Source organism: Mycobacterium sp. Panama NTM2 (assembly GCF_054355555.1).
The window spans coordinates 618,829-637,280 of sequence record NZ_CM135953.1; the positions used below are offsets into that span (position 1 = coordinate 618,829).

An 18,452-nucleotide genomic window follows, 5' to 3' on the forward strand; every position below is an offset into this window, starting at 1 on the left:
ACAGCGACACGCCGCACGGCGCGTACACCCAGCGCGCGCTCGCGAAGCTTGACAGCGCAGACCCCGCCCAGAAATCTTGGGCGGGGTCTGACGCATGTATGCCGAAGACAGTCCCGCACGCGAGGAGGATCAGTCCAGTGAGCATCGAACGAGTCGGCGTCGTGGGCGCCGGGCAGATGGGCGGCGGCATCGCCGAGGTGTGCGCCAAAGCCGGTGCGCACGTGACGGTCTACGAACCCACGCAGGAGCTCGTCGAGGCCGGCCGCGCGCGCATCACCGCGTCGCTCGAACGGGCCAAGGCCAAAGGCAAGCTGGCCGCCGACGACTTCGAGATCACCCAGGCCCGCCTGACCTACACCAGCGACCTCGCCGACATGGCGGACCGGCAGCTGGTGATCGAGGCGATCGTCGAGAACGAGGCCGTCAAAGCCAAGGTCTTCGCCCAGCTCGACGAGATCGTCACCGACCCCGACGCCGTTCTCGCGTCGAACACCTCGAGCATCCCGATCATGAAAATCGCTGCGGCGACCAAGAATCCGAGCCGCGTGCTGGGGCTGCACTTCTTCAACCCGGTGCCCGTGCTGCCGCTGGTCGAGGTGATCAACACATTGGTGACCTCCGACGAGGCGATCGCGCGGGTCGAGAAGTTCGCAGGCGAGTCACTGGGCAAGAAGGTGGTGCGCTGCGGCGACCGGTCGGGCTTCATCGTCAACGCGTTGCTGGTGCCGTACCTGCTGTCGGCGATCAGGATGGCCGAGGCCGGGGTGGCGTCCGTGGAGGACATCGACACGGCGGTGGTCGCGGGGCTCTCGCACCCGATGGGCCCGCTGCGACTTTCGGACCTGATCGGGCTGGACACCATGAAGCTGATCGCGGACTCGATGTACGACGAGTACAAGGACGCGCACTACGCGCCGCCGCCGCTGCTGCAGCGGATGGTGGAGGCTGGCCAGCTGGGTAAGAAGACCGGCCAGGGCTTTTACACCTACTAGGCAGCCCGCCGAACGTGCAGGTCTTGTAAGCATCTCTCGAGTGAAGCGTGCGAAACATGCACGCTCGGCTGTACGCCCAACGCTCGAGCCACGCGCGCGACCATCGCATCGGGGTGGTCGCGCAGTTGCGCCCAGCTCACCCGGATGATCGTCCACCCCTGCTCGGCAATGAATTCCCACCGCTCGATGTCGCGCGCACGCCGAGCGTGGTCGGTCCAGTGGTGCTCGCCGTCGTACTCCACGGCCACCGCGGGATCCAGCCAACCGAGGTCGAGGCGGTAGCGCACCCGTCCGCTCCCGGTGCGCACCGGGATCTGCGTGACCGGCCGCGGCAGACCCGCCGCGAGCAGGAAGAGCCGCGTGAGACTCTCGGTCGGCGACTCGGCTCCGGCATCGGCGAGGTCGAGCACCTTTAGTAACCGGCGCAGGTTTCGGGCGCCGGGGTGGCGCTCAGCGACGTCCTCCACGTCCTCGATCCGGCAACCGGTGGCGTGCAGAAGGGCATCGACATGCTTCACCGCGGTGACGATCGGGTGATGCCGACCGATGTCGAAAGCCGTGCGCGCGGGGCCGGTCAATAAGACCTGTCCCCTTCGTACGATGTCGCGAGCGTCGACGGTGTCGCTGTACACCGCGATACCTGCGGGCGTGCGGCGGTGTGGCCGGATCAGTTCGGCCGCAGCCCCTGTCGTGGTGAACCGGCTTCCGAGAAGGGCGGCGGCGCTCACGCCGGCCACCGTGGCGGACCGGCCTGACCACAGCCACGCCGCCATCGCCTTGTCCTGCGCCGTGAGCGCGACGTCGCGGCGTGCGTAGACATTCTGGAAGACCTTGGTGTAATCGCGTACCAGTTCGCGACGGGTGACCTGACGGGCCGCGAGGGCTTCCGAGGCGACGAGAAGGGTTCCGTGCATGGCCGGATCATCGGCAGGGGCTCTGACGATTTGCGCCAGCGTGCAGAAGTTATACACAAAGCCTAGGTGAGGCGTGCGTAATCTGCACACTCGGCGGGCGCCGACAGATCACGCCTTGGCCAGCCGCTTCTTCTCCGCCGCCACGTCGAAGTCCGGCGGCGGCCACGACATGTTCAGCCGCTTGAGTGCCTCGATCATCAGCTCGGTGATCGCCAGCCGGCTGTACCACTTCCTGTTGCACGGCACCACGTGCCACGGCGCGTAGTCGGTCGACGTCCGCTCCAGCATGGCCTGGTAGGCCTCTTGGTATAGCGGCCACTTCAACCGCTCATCGATGTCGGCGGGGTTGTACTTCCAGTACTTGTCCGGGCGGTCGAGGCGTTGGGCCAGCCGTTTCTTCTGCTCGTCGAGAGAGACGAACATCGCGACCTTCACCACCGACGTCCCGCTGTCCACCAATTCCCGCTCGAAGGCGTTGATCTCGTCGTAGCGGGGCTCCCACACGTTCTGCGGCACTAGGTTGTGCACGCGCACGATCAGCACGTCCTCGTAATGGGAGCGATCGAAGACGCCGATATGGCCGGCGGTCGGCAGCGCCTTGCGGATGCGCCACAGGTAGTGGTGCGAGAGCTCCTCGGCGGTCGGCTTGCCGAAGCTGCGGTACTGCACGCCTTGCGGATTGCAGCCGCCCACAACGTGTTTGACGATCCCGCCCTTGCCTGCGGTGTCCATGCCCTGCAGCACCAAGAGCACGGATCTGGTGTCACCCGAGCGGCTGTTGGCGTAGAGCATTTCCTGCAGCTCGGCGAACCGTACGTTGCGCTCTTCCTGCAGGGTCGGCGCATCGGATTTGGTGCCGCGGAACCCGGGCGTCGCATTCGGATCAATGTCGGCGACGCGGTCCCCGGGTTCGAACTTCAACAGGGAGTGCGGCTCGTGCGACCACAGCGACGGGAAATCCAGGGGCTCGCTCACCGGTCTAGTCAAGCAGCTGAGGTGGTAATTCCGGCGAAGGATGATCTGAGGAGCGGAATCTCTTCAGCGATCCCCCGACCTCGACGATGCCGCACAGTGCGCTCCACGACAGCATCGTCAGATAGTCGATCAACTCGTCGGCGCTCATCCGGGGATGCGACATCCACGAGTGCGTGGCCAGCTGCACGCCGCCGACGATGTGATACGCCCACGGCTCGACACCGCCGGTGTCCATGCCGACCGACACCATCCGCCGGCGCAGCATCACCGCGAGCATGCGGGCGATGATCGCCTCGGAGTTCGCGACGGCCTTGCTCTTGCTCGCCGAGTTGTTGGCCATGACGAAGCGGTAGGGCTCCGGCTCGGCCGCAACGGTTGCGACGTAGACGCGGATGACCTCGCGTGTGAGCGCATAGCCGTCCAGGTTCGAGGACAGCGCGGCGGCCATGTTGGGGATCAGCGTGGTCTGCGCGAACCGCATCATCACTGCGGTGGTCAGATCGTTCTTGTCGACGAAGTAGCGGTACAGCACCGTCTTGGAAACCCCGATGTCCGCGGCGATCTCGTCCATGCTGACGTTGCTGCCGAGGCGGCGGATGGCCTCCAGCGTGCCATCCACCAATTCGTTGCGGCGTTCGACCTTGTGCCGATGCCAGCGCCGTTTGCGCCCATCGGTTTTGACCGCCACCTGGGGGGATTGTTGTGCCACGTTCGCGGTGATCCGTTCCTTCGTCCTCGTCGATAATACGGTGGTCGACGATTCGCAGTTGCCCGCGCAGGGAAGATGAAGGCGTGGCTCATCGAGTGAACGTCCCCGACGCCGGGCAGCGCCCCCGTGCGAGCTTCGCCGAGAAACTCGCCGGAGCGGATTCGCCGGCGGACGAAGAACGACGGCGCGCGCTGCGGCGCATGAAGGCCGTCGCGCTGAGTTTCCTGATCGGCGCATCCGTGATCTTCCTGCTGTGTACGTGGGCGCAGACCCACGGCGCGCCGACGTGGGTGGGCTACGTGCGGGCCGCCGCTGAGGCCGGCATGGTCGGTGCGCTGGCCGACTGGTTCGCCGTCACGGCGCTGTTCAAGCACCCGCTGGGTCTGCCGATCCCGCACACCGCGATCATCAAGCGCAAGAAAGACCAGCTCGGCGAGGGTCTGTCCACGTTCGTGCGGGAGAACTTCCTGTCGCCGGAAAACGTGGAGACCAAGCTGCGCGACGCGGACGTGGCCAGCCGCACCGGCAAGTGGCTCGCCGAGCCGGTGAACGCCGAGCGAGTCGCCGCCGAGGTGTCGACGGTGGCCCGCGTGCTGGTGGAGATGTTGCGCGACGAGGACGTGCAGCAGCTGCTGGACCGGATGATCGTCAAGCGCATCGCCGAGCCGCAGTGGGGGCCGCCGGTCGGTCGGGTGCTGTCCTCGCTGCTGGAAGAGGGTCGGCAGGAGGCGCTGCTGCAGCTGCTGGCCGATCGCGCGTTCCAGTGGTCGCTGGGCGCCGGTGAGGTCATCGAGCGGGTCATCGAACGTGATTCGCCGACGTGGTCGCCTCGCTGGGTGGATCACGTGGTCGGGGACCGCATCCACCGGGAGTTGATGGATTTCACCGACAAGGTGCGGCGCAATCCCGACCACGAACTGCGCCGCTCGGCGACGAAGTTCCTGTTCGAGTTCGCCGACGATCTGCAGCGCGACGAGGCGACGATCCAGAAGGCCGAGAACGTCAAAGAACAGATCATGGCCCGCGACGAGGTGACCCGGGCGGCCGAGACCGCCTGGACTGCGGCCAAACGGATCATCCTGGAGTCCGTCGACGATCCGTCGTCTGCGCTGCGGGCCCGTATCGCCGACACCGTCGTCCGGATCGGGGAATCGCTGCGCGACGACGCCGCCCTGCGCGACAAGGTGGACAACTGGGTGGTGCGCGGAGCGCAGCACCTGGTGAGCCAGTACGGCGCGGAGATCACCACGATCATCACCGACACCATCGAGCGCTGGGACGCCGACGAAGCGAGCCGGCGCATCGAGTTGCACGTCGGCCGTGACCTGCAATTCATCCGCATCAACGGCACCGTGGTCGGCTCGCTCGCCGGTCTGGCGATCTACACGATCGCGCAGCTACTGTTCTGACCTGCGCTAACTGAGTGCTTGCAAAAGTTAGCACTCCGCCGTACCGTGGAAACGTCGGTCATTTCGGATACCCCACGGCAGCGAAGGAGGCGAGCCATGGCACAGGACGAGAACCTCGCCGCGGTCGTCACCAACGCCGCCCAGGACATCGGCAGCTTCATCCGATCCCAGCGAGAGGCCGCGCACGTCTCTGTGCGGCAGCTCGCCGAGAAAGCCGGTGTCAGCAATCCCTACCTCAGCCAGATCGAGCGGGGATTGCGCAAACCCTCGGCGGACGTGCTGAACCAGATCGCCAAAGCGCTGAGGGTGTCGGCGGAGGTGCTCTACATCCGGGCAGGGATCCTCGAGCCCAGTGAGACCAATCAGGTGCGCGACGCCATCATCACCGACACGGCGATCAACGAGCGGCAGAAGCAGGTGCTGCTCGACATCTACACGTCGTTCTGTCAGCAGAACGAGGCGGCGCTGCTCGAGGCTGCCGCGCAGGCGGATCAGGCCCCATCCGAAGACAGCCTCCTGCAGATCACCGGATCACCTCATGAATCACCCGAGACCTCTGTCCCTCACTGAAAGGAAACACCATGGCTGAGAAGAACCAGCTCGACATCGACGACCTGAAGGCCCCGCTGCTCGCCGCGGTCGGCGCCGCGGACCTCGCGCTCGAGCGCGTCAACGAAATCGTCGCGACGCTGCGCGAGCGTGCCGGCGACGCCCGCTCCGACGCCGAGACCCGCGTCGAGGAGAGCCGCGCCCGCATCACCAAGCTGCAGGAAGATCTTCCGGCGCAGTTCGGTGACATCCGCGAGAAGCTGAACTCCGAAGAGCTGCGCAAGTTCGCCGAGAGCTACGCCGAGAACGCGCAGACGGCCTACACCAAGCTGATCGAGCGCGGCGAGGCCGCTCTGGAGCGTCTGCGCAGCCAGCCGGCTCTCGAGGGTGCCGCCAGCCGGGTCGAGGAGTACACCGACCAGGCCGTGGAGCTGACCCAGGAAGCGCTGGGCAACGTCGCCTCGCAGACCCGCGCGGTCGGTGAGCGTGCCGCCAAACTGGTCGGCGTGGAGCTGCCCAAGCGCGCCGAGTCGGCCGCCGAGCCGGTGAAGACCGCCGCCAAGAAGGCCCCGGCGAAGGCTCCGGCCAAGAAGGCCCCGGCCAAGGCCACCGCGAAGAAGGCCCCGGCCAAGAAGGCCCCGGCCAAGAAGGTCACCCAGAAGTAAGTCGACTCCCGACCCGGGAAGTCGAAAAGGGGACGTAACCCGCCTAGGCTGTGGAGCGTGGAGCTCCAAGGCCTGACGGGTTACGTCCTCATCGCGTTGCAGTTCGCCGTTCTGGCGACGACGGCGTATGCGTTCGTCCATGCCGCGATGCAGCGAACCGACGCCTACCCCGCGGCCGACAAGCTGACCAAGCCGGTCTGGCTCGTGATCCTCGGTGTCGCGGGTCTGCTCGCCCTGGTCCTGAGCATCACCGGTGTCGCGATCGCCGCGGTGGCCTCCGGCGTGTACCTCGTCGACGTACGGCCCAAGATCCTCGAGGTGCAAGGGAAATCGCGCTAGTGCGACGGAGTCTGGTCGCCGCCGGATGTCTTGCCGCCTCGGCACTCGTCCTCGCCCCGACCGCGGTCGCCGCGCCGGTGCTGCAGCCGCCGCCCTACATCGACCACGTCACCTGGGCCAAGTGGGGTGACCTGTCCAGTCTGCGGGTGTATCCCACCCCTGCCGGCCGCGACACCTCCGGACGGCCCGGCACCTCCGCGCAGGCCGATGAAGCCTGGAGTGAGGTGCTCGCCCTGTCTCCCGATGCCGCGATCGCCGGTATGAAGGAGCAGTTCGTCTGCCACTGGCGGTTCGCCGAGATCGCCGAGCCGGGCAAGGTGAGCTGGAACCTGGAGCCGTGGCGGCCGGAGGTCAGCCCGGATCAGATGATGGCCGCCCGGTGCAACCCCGGCGGCACCGAAGAGCCGTTCTGATGGGCTACACGCGCGCGGACGTCGCCGCCGTCGTCGACCACACGCTGCTCAAACCCGAAGCGACAGAGGCCGACATCGTCGCGCTGCTCGCCGAGGCCGTCGAACTCGGGGTGTACGCGGTGTGCGTGTCTCCGACGTTCGTGCCGACTGCGGTGGCGCTGGCTGCGGGCCGGACCGTAGCGGCCGTGGTGGGATTCCCGTCAGGCAAACATCTTTCGGCGATCAAGGCGCATGAGGCCGCCGTGGCGGTCGGCAGCGGCGCCGCAGAGGTCGACATGGTCATCGACGTGGGCGCCGCGATCGGAGGTGAGCTCGACGTGGTGCGTGCCGACATCGCCGCGGTGCGGGACGCGACGCCGGGCGCGGTGCTCAAGGTGATCGTCGAATCGTCGGCGCTGGTGGAGTTCGCCGGGTGGCCGCTGCTCACCGACGTGTGCCGGGTGGCCGAAGACGCCGGTGCCGACTTCGTCAAGACCTCCACCGGTTTTCATCCCGCCGGCGGTGCCTCGGTCCGCGCCGTCGAGGCGATGGCCGGCGCGGTCGGCGGTCGGCTGGGCGTCAAAGCGAGCGGCGGCATCCGGTCGGCAGCGGATGCGGCGGCCATGCTGAACGCGGGCGCGACACGACTCGGATTGTCAGGCACGCGTGCCGTTCTCGACGGTTTGGGGTGACGGCCCGCGCTACAGGTTGGCGAAGCAGGGGTCGTCGGTCTGCTTGGGCATCGAGGCGTTCTGCGTCGAAAAGCGGCTCTGCACACCGCTGTCGGTGACCGACACCGAGTCGGCCTTGATGTCCATCGGGTAGTCCTGGGTCAGCCGTGAGGTGAACGCGTCGAGCGCCGGCTGCACCGATTCGCGCGGCAGCGTGAAGCCCAGCCCCGTCACCTTCTGCACGGCCAGCGAGATGCCGCCGTCGACGACCTGAGGCTTGGCGGTGATGCTGCCGAGCGGGCCTTCGAGCTCGATCGTGCCGTCGCCGGCGTTCGTGCTGACCCCGGAGACGAAGCTGCCGATCAGCGGGATGGCGCCCTGGATCGTCTGCTTGATGCCATCGGCCGACCAGTCGATGGTGGCGACCAGTGAGCCGACGGTTCCGCTCGAGTTCGCGGTGTCCTGCAGGCGCACGTCGTTGATGTCCAGGTTGAGCTTCATGCCCTTGGCGTCGCGAACCTGGTTACCCGCGGTCTCGATGTGGATGTTCGTGTAGTGACCCGACATGTGCTGCATCAGGAACGGCGGCAGCACCCCGAACGACGCGGTGGCCTTGTCCTGCACCACGCACTCGACGGTGGAGGCGACCACCGTGTCCGCCCTGTTGCGCGCGTAGAGTTCGCCGCCCAGCAGTCCGGCCAACACCAGGGCGACCACGATCACCGCGACCAGGACGATGGACAGCGGATCGCTGAAGAACTTCGAGAGCTTCGCCGGCAACGCTGATCCTTTCTGGGCCGAACCTTTCTGCTGGGGTACGGGCGGTGGGCCGGGCTGCGGTTGCGGACGGGCCCAGGGATCGGTCATCTGTGGGATTCTGCCTTACCCAGATGAGCTGAACCTGAGCGGTTGTCCATGACCGCGACGGCGGCGCGGGCGGCCCGTGCGGCCTCGACGTCGACGTCGTGGAGCAGCAGCGCAGGGTCGGGACCGGCTGACGCCAGGATCTCACCCAGCGCCGAAGCCACGAGGCTTCCGCCGACGCCGGTGGGTCCGTGGGCGGCGACTTCGTCGCCCGGATACGCCTGACCGACGGCGGCAACGACGGTGGAGGTGTCGATCGCCCTGGCGCGCGCCAGCAACGTCCACTGCTCGAGCTTGCCCGGCCCGGTGCCCCACGAGGCGTGCACGGTGATGACGTCGGCGCCGCGCGCGGCGAGCTCGACGTACAGCTCGGGGAAGCGGACGTCGTAACACAGCGTCAGACCCACCGTCAGGCCGGCGACGACGATCGTCACCGGTTCGGTGCCCGGGGCCACGGTTCTCGACTCGGTGAATCCGAACGCGTCGTACAGGTGGATCTTGTCGTAGCGGGCGTCCACGCCCGGGCCGGTGGCGATCAGCGTGTTGGTCACGCGTCCGTCCCCGGAGGGCACGAACATCCCGGCGACGGTGACGATCCCGGCCCGCTCGGCGATCCGGCGGACGCCCTCGGCCCACGGCCCGTCGAACGGTTCGGCGATCGGGGCCAGCGGCACCCCGAAGCGGCACATGGTGGCTTCGGGGAACAGCACCAGATCCGCCCCGGCGTCGGCCGCGCGGCGGGTGTACTCGTCGACGAGGGCGAGGTTGGCGGCCGGGTCGGCGCTGCTGCGGATCTGGGCCAGCGCGATACGCATGCCGCCAGCCTAGTTACGGACCCCAGGCGGGACGGTTCGCCTTGGCGGCTTTGCGGCCGAGTTTCCCGGAGTTGATCTGGGCGGCCAGGCTGTCGAGGATCACCCGCGAGCTGAGCAGTGCGGTCTGTTCGGCCCAGTCGTACGGCGGCGAGCACTCGACGACCTCGATGCCGGCCAGTCCCGGCTCGGAGATCTTCTTGACCAGGTTGAGCGCCTCACGCGGGAGCAGGCCACCGGGCTCGGGCCAGCCGGTCCCCGGCACGAAGCCGGCGTCGATCACGTCGATGTCGAAGGACAGATACACCGCCTTGGCGCCCTTCCACGCGACCTCGAGGGCGATCTCGGCGATCTTGTCGATGCCGACGCGTTCGACGTCGCCGACGGTGATGACCGTCGACTTGCGGTCGCGGCCCACCTTGACGCCCTCGCGAGGCGCCTGCCACCCCCCGATCCCGACCTGGACCAGGTTGGTCGCGGGGGCGTTCTTGATGTTGGTGGCGTGGAACCACGGCGTGGTGTGCATCCGCTCGTCGAGGTCGGTCTCCTGGGTGTCGACGTGGCGGTCGAAGTGGATGATCCCGATGTTGCCCTCCATATAGGGCGCCAGACCGCGGATCGTCGGGAAGCCGATGGAGTGATCGCCGCCGAGGACGATCGGCATCACGCCCTTGCTCGCGACGTGGGCCATCGCCTGGCTGATCTGGTCGAAGGACTTCTCGAGGTTGCCGGGGATGGTGAAGACGTCGCCGATGTCGACGATGTTGAGCTGCTCGCGCAGGTCCACGCCGGTCTCGTAGTTGTAGGTGCCGAACAGGTTGGTCGAGCGGCGGATGCCCTGCGGGCCGAACCGGGTGCCGGGCCGGTAGGTCGCGCCGGCGTCGAGGGGGACGCCGAACACGGCGACCTCGGCGTCGTCGACCTCGTTGACGTCCTCGATGAACGGGCATTTGAGGAAGGTGCCGCGCTCGCCGGCGAAGTGAGGCTTTTCCCCGCGCACGAACGTGGAGATGGTCCGGTCGTTGATGGTCGGCGCGGCCTCGAGGCCGTAGCTCAGGCCGCGGTCGATCTCCTCGCGCAGGCGGCGGTCACCGAGGCGGGCTTCGGCCTGCTGAGCCCAGGCGCCTTCGGCGTTGGCCAGATTCGGATCGGGGCCCGGGAAGTCGGATTCGTCGGACATGAGTGCTCCTCACGCGTCGTCTTGTCGCTGACCGGGTACGACGCACCTCGTCCGGGGAGTGGGGTCACCAACTCCTGCGAGTCATTGTCAGCACGCTCCCGAGAACCTGTCCACTCGAAGAGCCGACATCTCAGCCCAGCGGTGCGACCGCTGACCACGGCACCGTCAGCACCCCGTCGCGCAGCGGCCGCCGTGGCGCAGTCACCGGAAACCCCTGTGCAGCAAGGATTTCCATCATCGCTCTCCACCGCACCCGGGGGCCGAACACGCCGTGAGGGGCGCTGCTGGCCCACGCCCGGTCGCAGGCGGTCAGCAGTGTGTGGATGGGCTGGCCGGGCACGTTGTGGTGGATCAGCACCTTGGGTAGCCGCTCGGCGAGATCCGACGGTCTGTCGATCGCGAACGGGTCGCAGGCCAGCGTCAGGCTCACCGCCGAGATCGCGTCGAGCAAGACCCAGCAGCAGCGCCGTCCCAGCTCGTCGCAGGTGCCGTCGACGATCAGCCCACCCGGGGTCAGCCCGTCCCGCATCGCCGCCCACGCGTCGGCGACCGCATCGAGCGGGTACTGGCGCAGCACGTTGAACGCCCGAACCAGCACCGGTCGGTGCCCGGCGAGCTCGAAGCCCCCACGGGCGAAGTCGACCCCGGGTCCGGCCGCCGCGCGGGCCACCTCCACCCGGTGCGGGTCGATCTCCAGACCCAGCACGCGCACGTCGGAGCGCACCTGGCGCAGCCGCACCGCGAGTTCCAGCGTCGTCACCGGCAGCGCGCCGTACCCCAGGTCGACGACCAGCGGGTCGGCAGCGCTCTGCAGCGCGGTGCGCACCCGCGCCGAGTGGACCAGCCACCGGTCACTGCGGCGCAGCCGGTTGTGCCCGGTCGTGCCCCGCGTCACCGCGCCGAGCGGACGGGAACCGGTCACCGTCTCCCTCAGCTGTTCTCGGCGATCCACACGGTGGTGAACCGTTGCTCGGCGATCAGCAGGTCGACCAGTTGGTGGCCGATGAAGTTCTCGATCTTGCCGCCCACCAGCGGCACCCGGACCTCGACGGTCGCGGTGAACGCCAACCGCGAGCCCGTCCCGGTCGGCGCCAAGACCGCGTCACCCCGCAATCCGGCGGGAGCGCCGGGAATGGACCCGGACACCGTGGCCGAGGTCCGGCCGTCGACGACGGGTGCCCAGCGCTCCTCGCGGACGAAGCTGAGATCTCCCCGGTGGAACTGCGTGACGACGGCCGGCAACCGGTCGGCGCGCAGCGTCTGCGTGGTCTTGATGCGCAAGCCACCGTCTGCACCGATGGTCATCTCGTCGAGGGTGGCGTGGTCGGCGCCGGAGTCGCCGAGCCGGACCAGCCAGTACTCCTCGTCGGCGAATGCGCGGTGCACCTGTTCGACGGTGCCTCCGTACTCGGCGGCCATGTCGAATGAACGCGGCATGGCAAACCACGCTACCGTTACCGCCCGTGGTCACTCCGTCTATCGCGGGCGTGGCGGTCGCCGAGAATGTGCCGCTGGCGCCGCTGACCACCCTGCGTGTCGGGCCTGTCGCGGACCGCGTGGTCACGTGCGCCACGACCGAGGAGCTGGTCGACGTGCTGCGCGCGGTCGGGCCGGAGGCGCTGATCCTGGCCGGCGGCTCCAACGTGGTTCTCGCCGACGACCTGCGGCCGCCGATGGTGGTGCGGATCGCCACCCGTGGTGTCAGCGTCGACGGGCCACTGCTGCGCGCCGAGGCGGGCGCGGTGTGGGACGAGGTCGTCGCGGCGTCGCTCGCGCACGGGCTGGGCGGGCTGGAGTGCCTCTCCGGGATTCCCGGGTCCACGGGTGCGACGCCGGTGCAGAACGTCGGGGCGTACGGCGCCGAGGTGGCCGACACGATCAGCAGGGTGCGCCTGCTGGACTGGGACACCGGCGAGGACCGCTGGGTCTCCCCGGACCATCTCCGATTCGGTTACCGCACAAGCATTCTCAAGGGCGCTCCGGTGGCGGTGGTGCTCGAGGTGGAGTTCGGGCTCGACGCGTCAGGCCGCAGCGCCCCGCTGCGCTACGGCGAGCTGGCCGCGGCGCTGGGCGTGGCGCCGGGGGAGCGCGCCGACCCTGCGCGGGTGCGCGAGACGGTACTCGCGCTGCGGGCGGGCAAGGGCATGGTGCTCGACGCGGCCGATCACGACACCTGGAGCGTCGGCTCGTTCTTCACCAATCCGGTCGTCACCGAGGAGCAGTACCGGCGCATTCTCGATCAGGTGGGGGGCGGGGTGCCCCGCTATCCGGCCCCCGGCGGGGTCAAGATGGCCGCGGGTTGGCTCGTCGAGCACGCCGGTTTCAGCAAGGGCCACCCCGGGCCGGACGCGCCCGCACGGCTGTCGACCAAGCACGCGCTGGCGCTGACCAACCGTGGCGGCGCGACGAGCGCGGACGTGATCGCGCTGGCCAGGACGATTCGCGACGGCGTCGCGGCGCGGTTCGGGATCGATCTCACACCCGAACCGATTCTGCTCGGCTGCGTTCTCTAGGTACGCTGGCAACACGTGAGCCCTGCCAAACCGATCAACAGGCGGCGAGCGCTTGCCGCTCTGGCGGTCGGCGTCGCGGCGCCAGGAATTCTGGCGGCCTGCCGGAACGAGAACGGTACCGCCGCCTCCGAGCAGGCGGCCGACGACGCACCGGCGGCTCCGGTCCTGAGGTACCAGCCGAAGAACGCCGCGGACGACGTGGCGCCCACCGCCCGCATCGCGGCCCGGGTGGAGAACGGCTGGTTCCAGAAGATCAGCCTCGCCAACGCCGACGGCAAACTGGTGGCGGGCGCGCTCAACCGCGATCGCACCGAGTTCACCGCCTCCGAACCGCTCGGCTACGGCGTCGAGTACCGCTGGGCGGGCACGGTGGTCGGGCAGGACGGCAAGTCCGTTCCGGTGAAGGCGTCGTTCACCACGGTGAACCCGACCACGCAGGTCAACGGGCAGTTCCAGCTCTCGGACGGTCAGACCGTCGGGGTGGCCGCGCCGATCATCCTGCAATTCGATGCCGCCATCGCCGACGAGGACCGCGCCGAGGTCGAGAAGGCCGTGAAGGTCACCACGACCCCGCAGGTCGAGGGCAGTTGGGCGTGGTTGCCCGACGAGGTCGGCGGCTCGCGCATGCACTGGCGGACCAAGGAGTACTTCCCGTCGGGCACCACCGTGCACGTCGACGCCAAGCTCTACGGCGTGTCGTTCGGGCAGGACGCCTACGGCGCCACCGACTCCACACTGGACTTCACGATCGGCCGGCGTCAGGTGGTCAAGGCCGAGGCGTCCAGCCACCGCATCCAGGTGCTCGACGAGTCGGGGGCGGTGATCATGGACTTCCCATGCAGCTACGGCGAAGGCGACGAAGACCGCAACGTCACGCGCAGCGGCATCCACGTGGTGACCGAGAAGTACGAGGACTTCTACATGTCGAACCCCGCGGGCGGCTACACCAACGCCCACGAGCGGTTCGCGGTCCGGATCTCCAACAACGGCGAGTTCATCCACGCCAACCCGGCCAGCTCGGGTGCGCAGGGCAACAGCAACGTCACCAACGGGTGCATCAACCTGTCCACCTCGGACGCCGAGCAGTACTTCCAGACCGCGCTGTACGGAGACCCGGTCGAGGTGACGGGCACCCGCATCGACCTGTCCTACGCCGACGGCGACATCTGGGACTGGGTGGTCCCCTGGGACGAGTGGAAGGCGATGTCGGCGGTCAGCACGGAGAAGCCGTCGTCGAACATCCCGGCGAGCGCGCCGGCCACCCCGCCCGGGGCGCCGACGTCGGTCAGCGGCCGCCCCGGCGGCTGAGTTCTCAGACGCCCAAACCGACGCTCGGGCGTGAAATCGGCCCCTTTTCGCACCCGAACGTTGGTGTGGGCGTAGTGGACCGGCGGCCGGTCACGTGCGGCGGTTGAAGCGTGAACCCGCGGCGCCGCTGACCTGATCCCGCGGCCGCACCACGATCAGATCGAGGTCGACGTGCGATGGGCGGCTCGCCACGAACCCGATCACCTCGGCGATGTCCTCGGCCACCAGCGGCGTGACCCCCTGGTAGACCTTCGCGGCGCGCTCGTCGTCACCGGAGAAGCGGTTGAGCGAGAACTCCGTCTTCACCATGCCCGGCGCGACCTCGGTCAACCGCACCGGCTGCCCGAGCAGCTCGCTGCGCAGCGTGCGGTGCAGCACGCCCTGGGCATGCTTGGCCGAGGTGTATCCGGCGCCGTTGTCGTAGATCTCGACCGCGGCGATCGACGTCACGGTCACGATCAGCCCGTCGCCGGAGGCGATGAGCTTGGGCAGCAGCGCCCGCGTGACGTGCAGGGTGCCCATCACGTTGGCCTCCCACATCCACCGCCAGTGCTCGATGTCGGCGTCGGCCACCGACTCCAGTCCGCGCGCCCCGCCGGCGTTGTTGACCAGCACATCGACCCGGTCCAGCCGGCCGGCCATCGCCGCCACCGCCTCGGGGTCGGTGACGTCGGCCACAATCGCGGTACCGTCCAATTCGGCCGCCAGCGCCGTGATCGGGCCCTCGCGGCGAGCCACGCAGACAACGTGAAAGCCTTGTGCGGCAAGGGTTCTGGCGGTGGCTTCCCCGATTCCCGCGCTCGCGCCGGTGACCACGGCGACGGGGCGGGCATCTGATGGCGTCGTCATGATCCCAACCCTAGGCCCCGTGCTAGATTGACCGCGTGTCCGGTATGAGTCAGGCAGTCACGGCTGCCGCGCGGCGTGCGTGTTGTTGTTGCGCACCTCGCCGCGCCTGACTGCAACCCGACGCCCGCACGTCCCGTCGCGTCGCCAGGTGTGGCCCCGCCCACCGACAGACCGATCCGGAGACGATTCCATGACCAGCTCGATTCCCGCCCGTTCGCACCGCACCCGGCCCGCGCAGGCCCTGGTGCACCAGATCGTGCCGCCGGCGCTGCGGATGCCCGAGGCGGCCGCGGCGACGGTGTTCGCCGCGGCGCGCCACCGCGGTCCCATCGCGCGCGACGCGATCGCCGGTGTCACCGATCTGTCGATCGCCACGGTGAACCGGCAGGTCACCGCCCTGCTCGACGTCGGGCTGCTGCGCGAGCGCGCTGACCTGTCGGCCTCCGGTGCCATCGGCAGGCCCCGCGTGCCCGTCGAGGTCAACCACGAACCGTTCCTGACACTCGGCGTACACATCGGCGCGCGGACCACCAGCATCGTGGCGACCGACCTGCTCGGCCGCACGCTCGATGTGGTGGAGACGCCCACACCGCGCGGCACGCAGTCGGCGGCGATCGCGGCGATCGCGGCAAGCGCCCAGCGCTACCTGAGCCGGTGGCATCGCAGACGCCCGCTGTGGGTGGGGGTCGCGGCAGGCGGCGTGGTCGACAGCGCCACCGGCTACCTCGATCACCCCCGGCTCGGCTGGTCGGATGCGCCGGTGGGGCCCGCCTTCGCCGAGGCGCTCGGCCTCCCCGTGTCGCTGGCCGCCCATGTCGACGCCATGGCCGGAGCCGAGTTGCTGCTGGGGCCGCGCCGGCGCTCCGGCCGGCCGACGACCAGCCTGTACGTCTACGCCCGCGAGACGGTCGGTTACGCGCTGGCCATCGCCGGGCAGGTGCACTCCCCGGCCAGCGGTCCCGGCACGATCGCCGCGCTGCCGACGCACTCCGAATTGTTGGGCGGCACTGGAGAACTGGAGTCGACGGTCAGCGACGAAGCGGTGCTCGTGGCGGCGCGCAGAGCCCGCATCGTGCCGGCGGACGGGCCCGGGTCGACGGTGACCGCGGTGCTGCGCGCCGCCCGGCAGGGTGACGACGCGGCCGTCGCGCTGGTCACCGAGCGCGCCCGGGTTCTCGGCGAGGCCGTCGCGCTGCTGAGGGACATGCTCAATCCCGACGACCTGGTGGTCGGGGGACAGGCTTTCACGGAGTACACCGACGCGATGGGCGTCGTGGAGCAAGCGTTCGCGCGGCGCTCGGTGCTCGGCCACCGCGACATCCGGATGACCGCATTCGGCAACAGGGTGCAGGAAGCGGGCGCGGGCATCGTGTCGCTCGGCGGCATCTTCGCCGACCCGGTCGGAGCCATGCGCCGTGCCGAGGCCCGTCGCCCCGAGGTGAGTGCCTGAGAGGGCGGTGAGGTCGCGCGGTGTAGACATGATGTTGTGCGCCCGACGACCGACCCTTTGCCCGTGCCGCGCCGGGTGGCGGTGTTGTCCGTGCACACCTCGCCGCTCGCGCAGCCCGGTACCGGTGATGCCGGCGGCATGAACGTCTACGTCCTGCAGACCGCGCTGGAGATGGCGCGCCGCGGGGTCGACGTGGAGATCTTCACCAGGGCGACCTCGTCGACGGACGCACCGGTGGTGCCGGTGGCGCCGGGCGTGCTGGTCCGCAACGTGGCCGCCGGCCCGTTCGAGGGGCTGGAGAAGAACGACCTGCCCACGCAGCTGTGTGCGTTCACCGCCGGCGTGCTGCGCGCCGAGGCCACCCACGAGCCCGGCTACTACGACGTCGTGCACTCGCACTACTGGCTCTCCGGGCAGGTGGGCTGGTTGGCCGCCGACCGGTGGGCGGTGCCGCTCGTGCACACCGCGCACACGCTGGCCGCCGTCAAGAACGCCGCGCTGGCCGAGGGTGACACCCCCGAACCTCCCCTGCGCTCCATCGGTGAGCAGCAGGTGGTCGACGCCGCCGACCGTCTCATCGTCAACACCGAACACGAGGCGGCGCAACTGGTTTCGCTGCATCACGCGGACCCGGGTCAGATCGACGTCGTGTATCCGGGGGTCGACCTGACCACGTTCACCCCCGGCGACTCGGCGTCCGCCCGAAGCGCGCTCGGCCTGCCGCAGGGTGTGCCGATCGTGGCGTTCGTCGGCCGCATCCAACCGTTGAAGGCGCCCGACGTGCTGCTGCGCGCAGCGGCCCTGCTCCCCGGTGTGCATGTGGTGATCGCCGGCGGGCCGTCGGGATCGGGTCTGGCACAGCCCGACGGCCTGGTACGGCTTGCCGCCCAGCTGGGTGTCGCCGACCGCGTGACGTTCCTGCCGCCGCAATCCCGGGCCGGCCTGGTGGAGGTCTACCGCGCCGCCGACGTCGTCGCCGTGCCCAGCTATTCGGAATCGTTCGGCCTGGTCGCCGTCGAGGCTCAGGCGTGCGCCACCCCCGTTGTCGCGGCGTCGGTCGGGGGCCTGCCGGTCGCGGTGCGCGACGGCGTCAGCGGTGCGCTGGTCGACGGCCACGACCCGGCCGACTGGGCCGCCACACTGTCGCGGATCCTGACGGCCGACCCCGAATCGCTGGGGCGTGCCGCCACCGAACACGCCGCCCGGTTCTCCTGGGGGCACACCGTCGATGCGCTGCTCGGCAGTTACGGACGGGCGATCGCCGAGCACCAGGGACGCCACCAACCACTCGTCGCGGCCCGCCGAGGCGGGCGACGGTTCTCGATGCGCAGAGGAGTACGGGCATGACCACAGACAATGTGCAAGCCGTCATCGAGCGCACGCTGGCCGAACACGATCTGCCCTACACCCTGCACAAGGGTGCGGCGGGCGGACTGCCCGGTCTGGTGGTCGCGCTCCCGGGTGAGCGTCGGCTCACGACCAACACCATCCTGACTGTCGGCGAACACTCGGTCCGCATCGAGGCCTTCGTGTGCCGCAAGCCCGACGAGAACTTCGAAGGTGTGTACAAGTTCCTGCTCAAGCGCAACCGACGGCTCTACGGCGTCGCCTACACACTCGACAACGTCGGCGACATCTATCTCGTCGGCCGGATGTCTCTGGCGTCGGTCACCCCCGAGGAGATCGACCGGGTGCTCGGCCAGGTCCTCGAGGCCGTCGACAACGACTTCAACACGCTGCTGGAGTTGGGTTTCCGCACCTCCATCCAGAAGGAGTGGGAGTGGCGGGTCTCGCGGGGCGAGTCGCTGAAGAATCTCGAGGCGTTCTCCCATCTCATCGAGGACCACGACAAGAACTGACC

21 protein-coding genes and 1 riboswitch are annotated in these 18,452 nt (G+C 69.0%); of the genes, 12 read left to right on the forward strand and 9 right to left on the reverse strand.

All coding sequences use genetic code 11. The features are described from left to right. Positions 1–98: 98 nt before the first annotated feature. Positions 99–992 carry a 3-hydroxybutyryl-CoA dehydrogenase gene (locus ACXYX3_RS02990; protein WP_458610092.1) on the forward strand — a complete coding sequence of 298 codons (894 nt, stop codon included), beginning with the start codon at positions 99–101 and terminating at the stop codon, positions 990–992. Here ACXYX3_RS02990 and ACXYX3_RS02995 read toward each other — a convergent pair. The 3 genes from ACXYX3_RS02995 to ACXYX3_RS03005 all read right to left on the reverse strand — a co-directional run bounded on the left by ACXYX3_RS02995 (position 989) and on the right by ACXYX3_RS03005 (position 3,590). Then, on the reverse strand, positions 989–1,906 hold the full coding sequence (locus tag ACXYX3_RS02995) for a DUF559 domain-containing protein (protein WP_458610093.1): 918 nt from the start codon (positions 1,904–1,906) through the stop codon (positions 989–991). The genes ACXYX3_RS02990 and ACXYX3_RS02995 overlap by 4 nt on opposite strands. 108 nt (positions 1,907–2,014) lie before the next feature. Further along, a complete protein-coding gene (locus ACXYX3_RS03000) occupies positions 2,015–2,881 on the reverse strand; it encodes a polyphosphate kinase 2 family protein (RefSeq protein ID WP_458610094.1) in 867 nt (288 codons plus the stop codon). A 4-nt stretch (positions 2,882–2,885) separates the two neighbouring features. Then, complete coding sequence (locus ACXYX3_RS03005) at positions 2,886–3,590, reverse strand: TetR/AcrR family transcriptional regulator (protein WP_241206530.1); 705 nt, start codon at positions 3,588–3,590, stop codon at positions 2,886–2,888. An 83-nt stretch (positions 3,591–3,673) separates the two neighbouring features. Here ACXYX3_RS03005 and ACXYX3_RS03010 point away from each other — a divergent pair, with 83 nt between their 5' ends. The 6 genes from ACXYX3_RS03010 to deoC all read left to right on the forward strand — a co-directional run bounded on the left by ACXYX3_RS03010 (position 3,674) and on the right by deoC (position 7,636). Next, a complete protein-coding gene (locus tag ACXYX3_RS03010; RefSeq protein ID WP_458610095.1) occupies positions 3,674–4,999 on the forward strand; it encodes a DUF445 domain-containing protein in 1,326 nt (441 codons plus the stop codon). 96 nt (positions 5,000–5,095) lie between these two features. After that, positions 5,096–5,569 (forward strand): helix-turn-helix domain-containing protein, encoded by a 474-nt coding sequence (locus ACXYX3_RS03015; protein ID WP_221361511.1) that lies wholly within the window; start codon positions 5,096–5,098, stop codon positions 5,567–5,569. Positions 5,570–5,580: 11 nt separating this feature from the next. Then, complete coding sequence (locus ACXYX3_RS03020) at positions 5,581–6,213, forward strand: heparin-binding hemagglutinin (RefSeq protein ID WP_241206528.1); 633 nt, start codon at positions 5,581–5,583, stop codon at positions 6,211–6,213. Between the two features lie 57 nt (positions 6,214–6,270). Further along, positions 6,271–6,552: a DUF2516 family protein gene (locus tag ACXYX3_RS03025; RefSeq protein ID WP_458610096.1), complete on the forward strand. Its 282-nt coding sequence runs from the start codon at positions 6,271–6,273 to the stop codon at positions 6,550–6,552. Continuing rightward, the gene (locus tag ACXYX3_RS03030) at positions 6,552–6,965 is read left to right on the forward strand and encodes a DUF2599 domain-containing protein (RefSeq protein ID WP_458610097.1); all 414 of its coding nucleotides are present in this window, start codon (positions 6,552–6,554) and stop codon (positions 6,963–6,965) included. The genes ACXYX3_RS03025 and ACXYX3_RS03030 overlap by 1 nt, the downstream gene beginning before the upstream one ends. Then, positions 6,965–7,636 carry a deoxyribose-phosphate aldolase gene (gene deoC, locus ACXYX3_RS03035; protein ID WP_458610098.1) on the forward strand — a complete coding sequence of 224 codons (672 nt, stop codon included), beginning with the start codon at positions 6,965–6,967 and terminating at the stop codon, positions 7,634–7,636. The genes ACXYX3_RS03030 and deoC overlap by 1 nt, the downstream gene beginning before the upstream one ends. 9 nt (positions 7,637–7,645) lie before the next feature. Here deoC and ACXYX3_RS03040 read toward each other — a convergent pair whose 3' ends face one another. From ACXYX3_RS03040 to ACXYX3_RS03060, 5 genes are all read right to left on the reverse strand, one after another. Beyond that, entirely contained in the window at positions 7,646–8,482 is an 837-nt protein-coding gene (locus tag ACXYX3_RS03040; RefSeq protein ID WP_458610099.1) for an LmeA family phospholipid-binding protein, read from the reverse strand. Next, on the reverse strand, positions 8,479–9,294 hold the full coding sequence (locus ACXYX3_RS03045; RefSeq protein ID WP_458610100.1) for a carbon-nitrogen hydrolase family protein: 816 nt from the start codon (positions 9,292–9,294) through the stop codon (positions 8,479–8,481). The genes ACXYX3_RS03040 and ACXYX3_RS03045 overlap by 4 nt, the downstream gene beginning before the upstream one ends. A gap of 13 nt (positions 9,295–9,307) precedes the next feature. Beyond that, positions 9,308–10,471: an agmatinase family protein gene (locus ACXYX3_RS03050; RefSeq protein WP_241206522.1), complete on the reverse strand. Its 1,164-nt coding sequence runs from the start codon at positions 10,469–10,471 to the stop codon at positions 9,308–9,310. A 10-nt stretch (positions 10,472–10,481) separates the two neighbouring features. After that, positions 10,482–10,548: riboswitch (guanidine-III (ykkC-III) riboswitch) on the reverse strand. A gap of 53 nt (positions 10,549–10,601) precedes the next feature. Then, positions 10,602–11,393, reverse strand: coding sequence for a class I SAM-dependent methyltransferase (locus tag ACXYX3_RS03055; RefSeq protein WP_458610101.1), 792 nt, complete (start codon positions 11,391–11,393; stop codon positions 10,602–10,604). Positions 11,394–11,401: 8 nt separating this feature from the next. Next, positions 11,402–11,908 carry a DUF2505 domain-containing protein gene (locus ACXYX3_RS03060; protein WP_241206520.1) on the reverse strand — a complete coding sequence of 169 codons (507 nt, stop codon included), beginning with the start codon at positions 11,906–11,908 and terminating at the stop codon, positions 11,402–11,404. Positions 11,909–11,934: 26 nt separating this feature from the next. Between ACXYX3_RS03060 and ACXYX3_RS03065 the strand changes: the two genes are divergently transcribed. Both ACXYX3_RS03065 and ACXYX3_RS03070 read left to right on the forward strand, forming a co-directional pair. Beyond that, positions 11,935–12,984 (forward strand): UDP-N-acetylmuramate dehydrogenase, encoded by a 1,050-nt coding sequence (locus ACXYX3_RS03065; RefSeq protein WP_458610102.1) that lies wholly within the window; start codon positions 11,935–11,937, stop codon positions 12,982–12,984. 15 nt (positions 12,985–12,999) lie between these two features. Continuing rightward, positions 13,000–14,292, forward strand: coding sequence for a L,D-transpeptidase (locus tag ACXYX3_RS03070; RefSeq protein WP_458610103.1), 1,293 nt, complete (start codon positions 13,000–13,002; stop codon positions 14,290–14,292). A 90-nt stretch (positions 14,293–14,382) separates the two neighbouring features. Here the strand turns inward: ACXYX3_RS03070 and ACXYX3_RS03075 are convergent, their stop codons facing one another. Then, positions 14,383–15,141, reverse strand: a complete 759-nt coding sequence (locus ACXYX3_RS03075; protein ID WP_241206517.1) for an SDR family oxidoreductase — start codon at positions 15,139–15,141, stop codon at positions 14,383–14,385. A gap of 190 nt (positions 15,142–15,331) precedes the next feature. Between ACXYX3_RS03075 and ACXYX3_RS03080 the strand changes: the two genes are divergently transcribed. Genes ACXYX3_RS03080 through ACXYX3_RS03090 form a run of 3 tightly spaced genes read left to right on the forward strand, consistent with a single transcriptional unit; the run spans position 15,332 to position 18,450 of the window. After that, positions 15,332–16,591, forward strand: coding sequence for an ROK family protein (locus ACXYX3_RS03080; RefSeq protein WP_458610104.1), 1,260 nt, complete (start codon positions 15,332–15,334; stop codon positions 16,589–16,591). A gap of 36 nt (positions 16,592–16,627) precedes the next feature. Continuing rightward, on the forward strand, positions 16,628–17,938 hold the full coding sequence (gene mshA / locus ACXYX3_RS03085) for a D-inositol-3-phosphate glycosyltransferase (RefSeq protein WP_458610105.1): 1,311 nt from the start codon (positions 16,628–16,630) through the stop codon (positions 17,936–17,938). Then, positions 17,935–18,450 carry a type III secretion system chaperone family protein gene (locus ACXYX3_RS03090; protein ID WP_241206514.1) on the forward strand — a complete coding sequence of 172 codons (516 nt, stop codon included), beginning with the start codon at positions 17,935–17,937 and terminating at the stop codon, positions 18,448–18,450. The genes mshA and ACXYX3_RS03090 overlap by 4 nt, the downstream gene beginning before the upstream one ends. Positions 18,451–18,452: the final 2 nt, after the last annotated feature.

Bases quoted from the DNA above. Each gene is read 5' to 3' on its own strand.
- ACXYX3_RS02990 (WP_458610092.1), top strand. From the start codon at position 99: ATGCCGAAGACAGTCCCGCACGCGAGGAGGATCAGTCCAGTGAGCATC.
- ACXYX3_RS02995 (WP_458610093.1), bottom strand. From the start codon at position 1,906: ATGCACGGAACCCTTCTCGTCGCCTCGGAAGCCCTCGCGGCCCGTCAG.
- ACXYX3_RS03015 (WP_221361511.1), top strand. From the start codon at position 5,096: ATGGCACAGGACGAGAACCTCGCCGCGGTCGTCACCAACGCCGCCCAG.
- ACXYX3_RS03020 (WP_241206528.1), top strand. From the start codon at position 5,581: ATGGCTGAGAAGAACCAGCTCGACATCGACGACCTGAAGGCCCCGCTG.
- deoC (WP_458610098.1), top strand. From the start codon at position 6,965: ATGGGCTACACGCGCGCGGACGTCGCCGCCGTCGTCGACCACACGCTG.
- ACXYX3_RS03040 (WP_458610099.1), bottom strand. From the start codon at position 8,482: ATGACCGATCCCTGGGCCCGTCCGCAACCGCAGCCCGGCCCACCGCCC.
- ACXYX3_RS03045 (WP_458610100.1), bottom strand. From the start codon at position 9,294: ATGCGTATCGCGCTGGCCCAGATCCGCAGCAGCGCCGACCCGGCCGCC.
- ACXYX3_RS03050 (WP_241206522.1), bottom strand. From the start codon at position 10,471: ATGTCCGACGAATCCGACTTCCCGGGCCCCGATCCGAATCTGGCCAAC.
- ACXYX3_RS03060 (WP_241206520.1), bottom strand. From the start codon at position 11,908: ATGCCGCGTTCATTCGACATGGCCGCCGAGTACGGAGGCACCGTCGAA.
- ACXYX3_RS03075 (WP_241206517.1), bottom strand. From the start codon at position 15,141: ATGACGACGCCATCAGATGCCCGCCCCGTCGCCGTGGTCACCGGCGCG.
- ACXYX3_RS03080 (WP_458610104.1), top strand. From the start codon at position 15,332: ATGACCAGCTCGATTCCCGCCCGTTCGCACCGCACCCGGCCCGCGCAG.
- ACXYX3_RS03090 (WP_241206514.1), top strand. From the start codon at position 17,935: ATGACCACAGACAATGTGCAAGCCGTCATCGAGCGCACGCTGGCCGAA.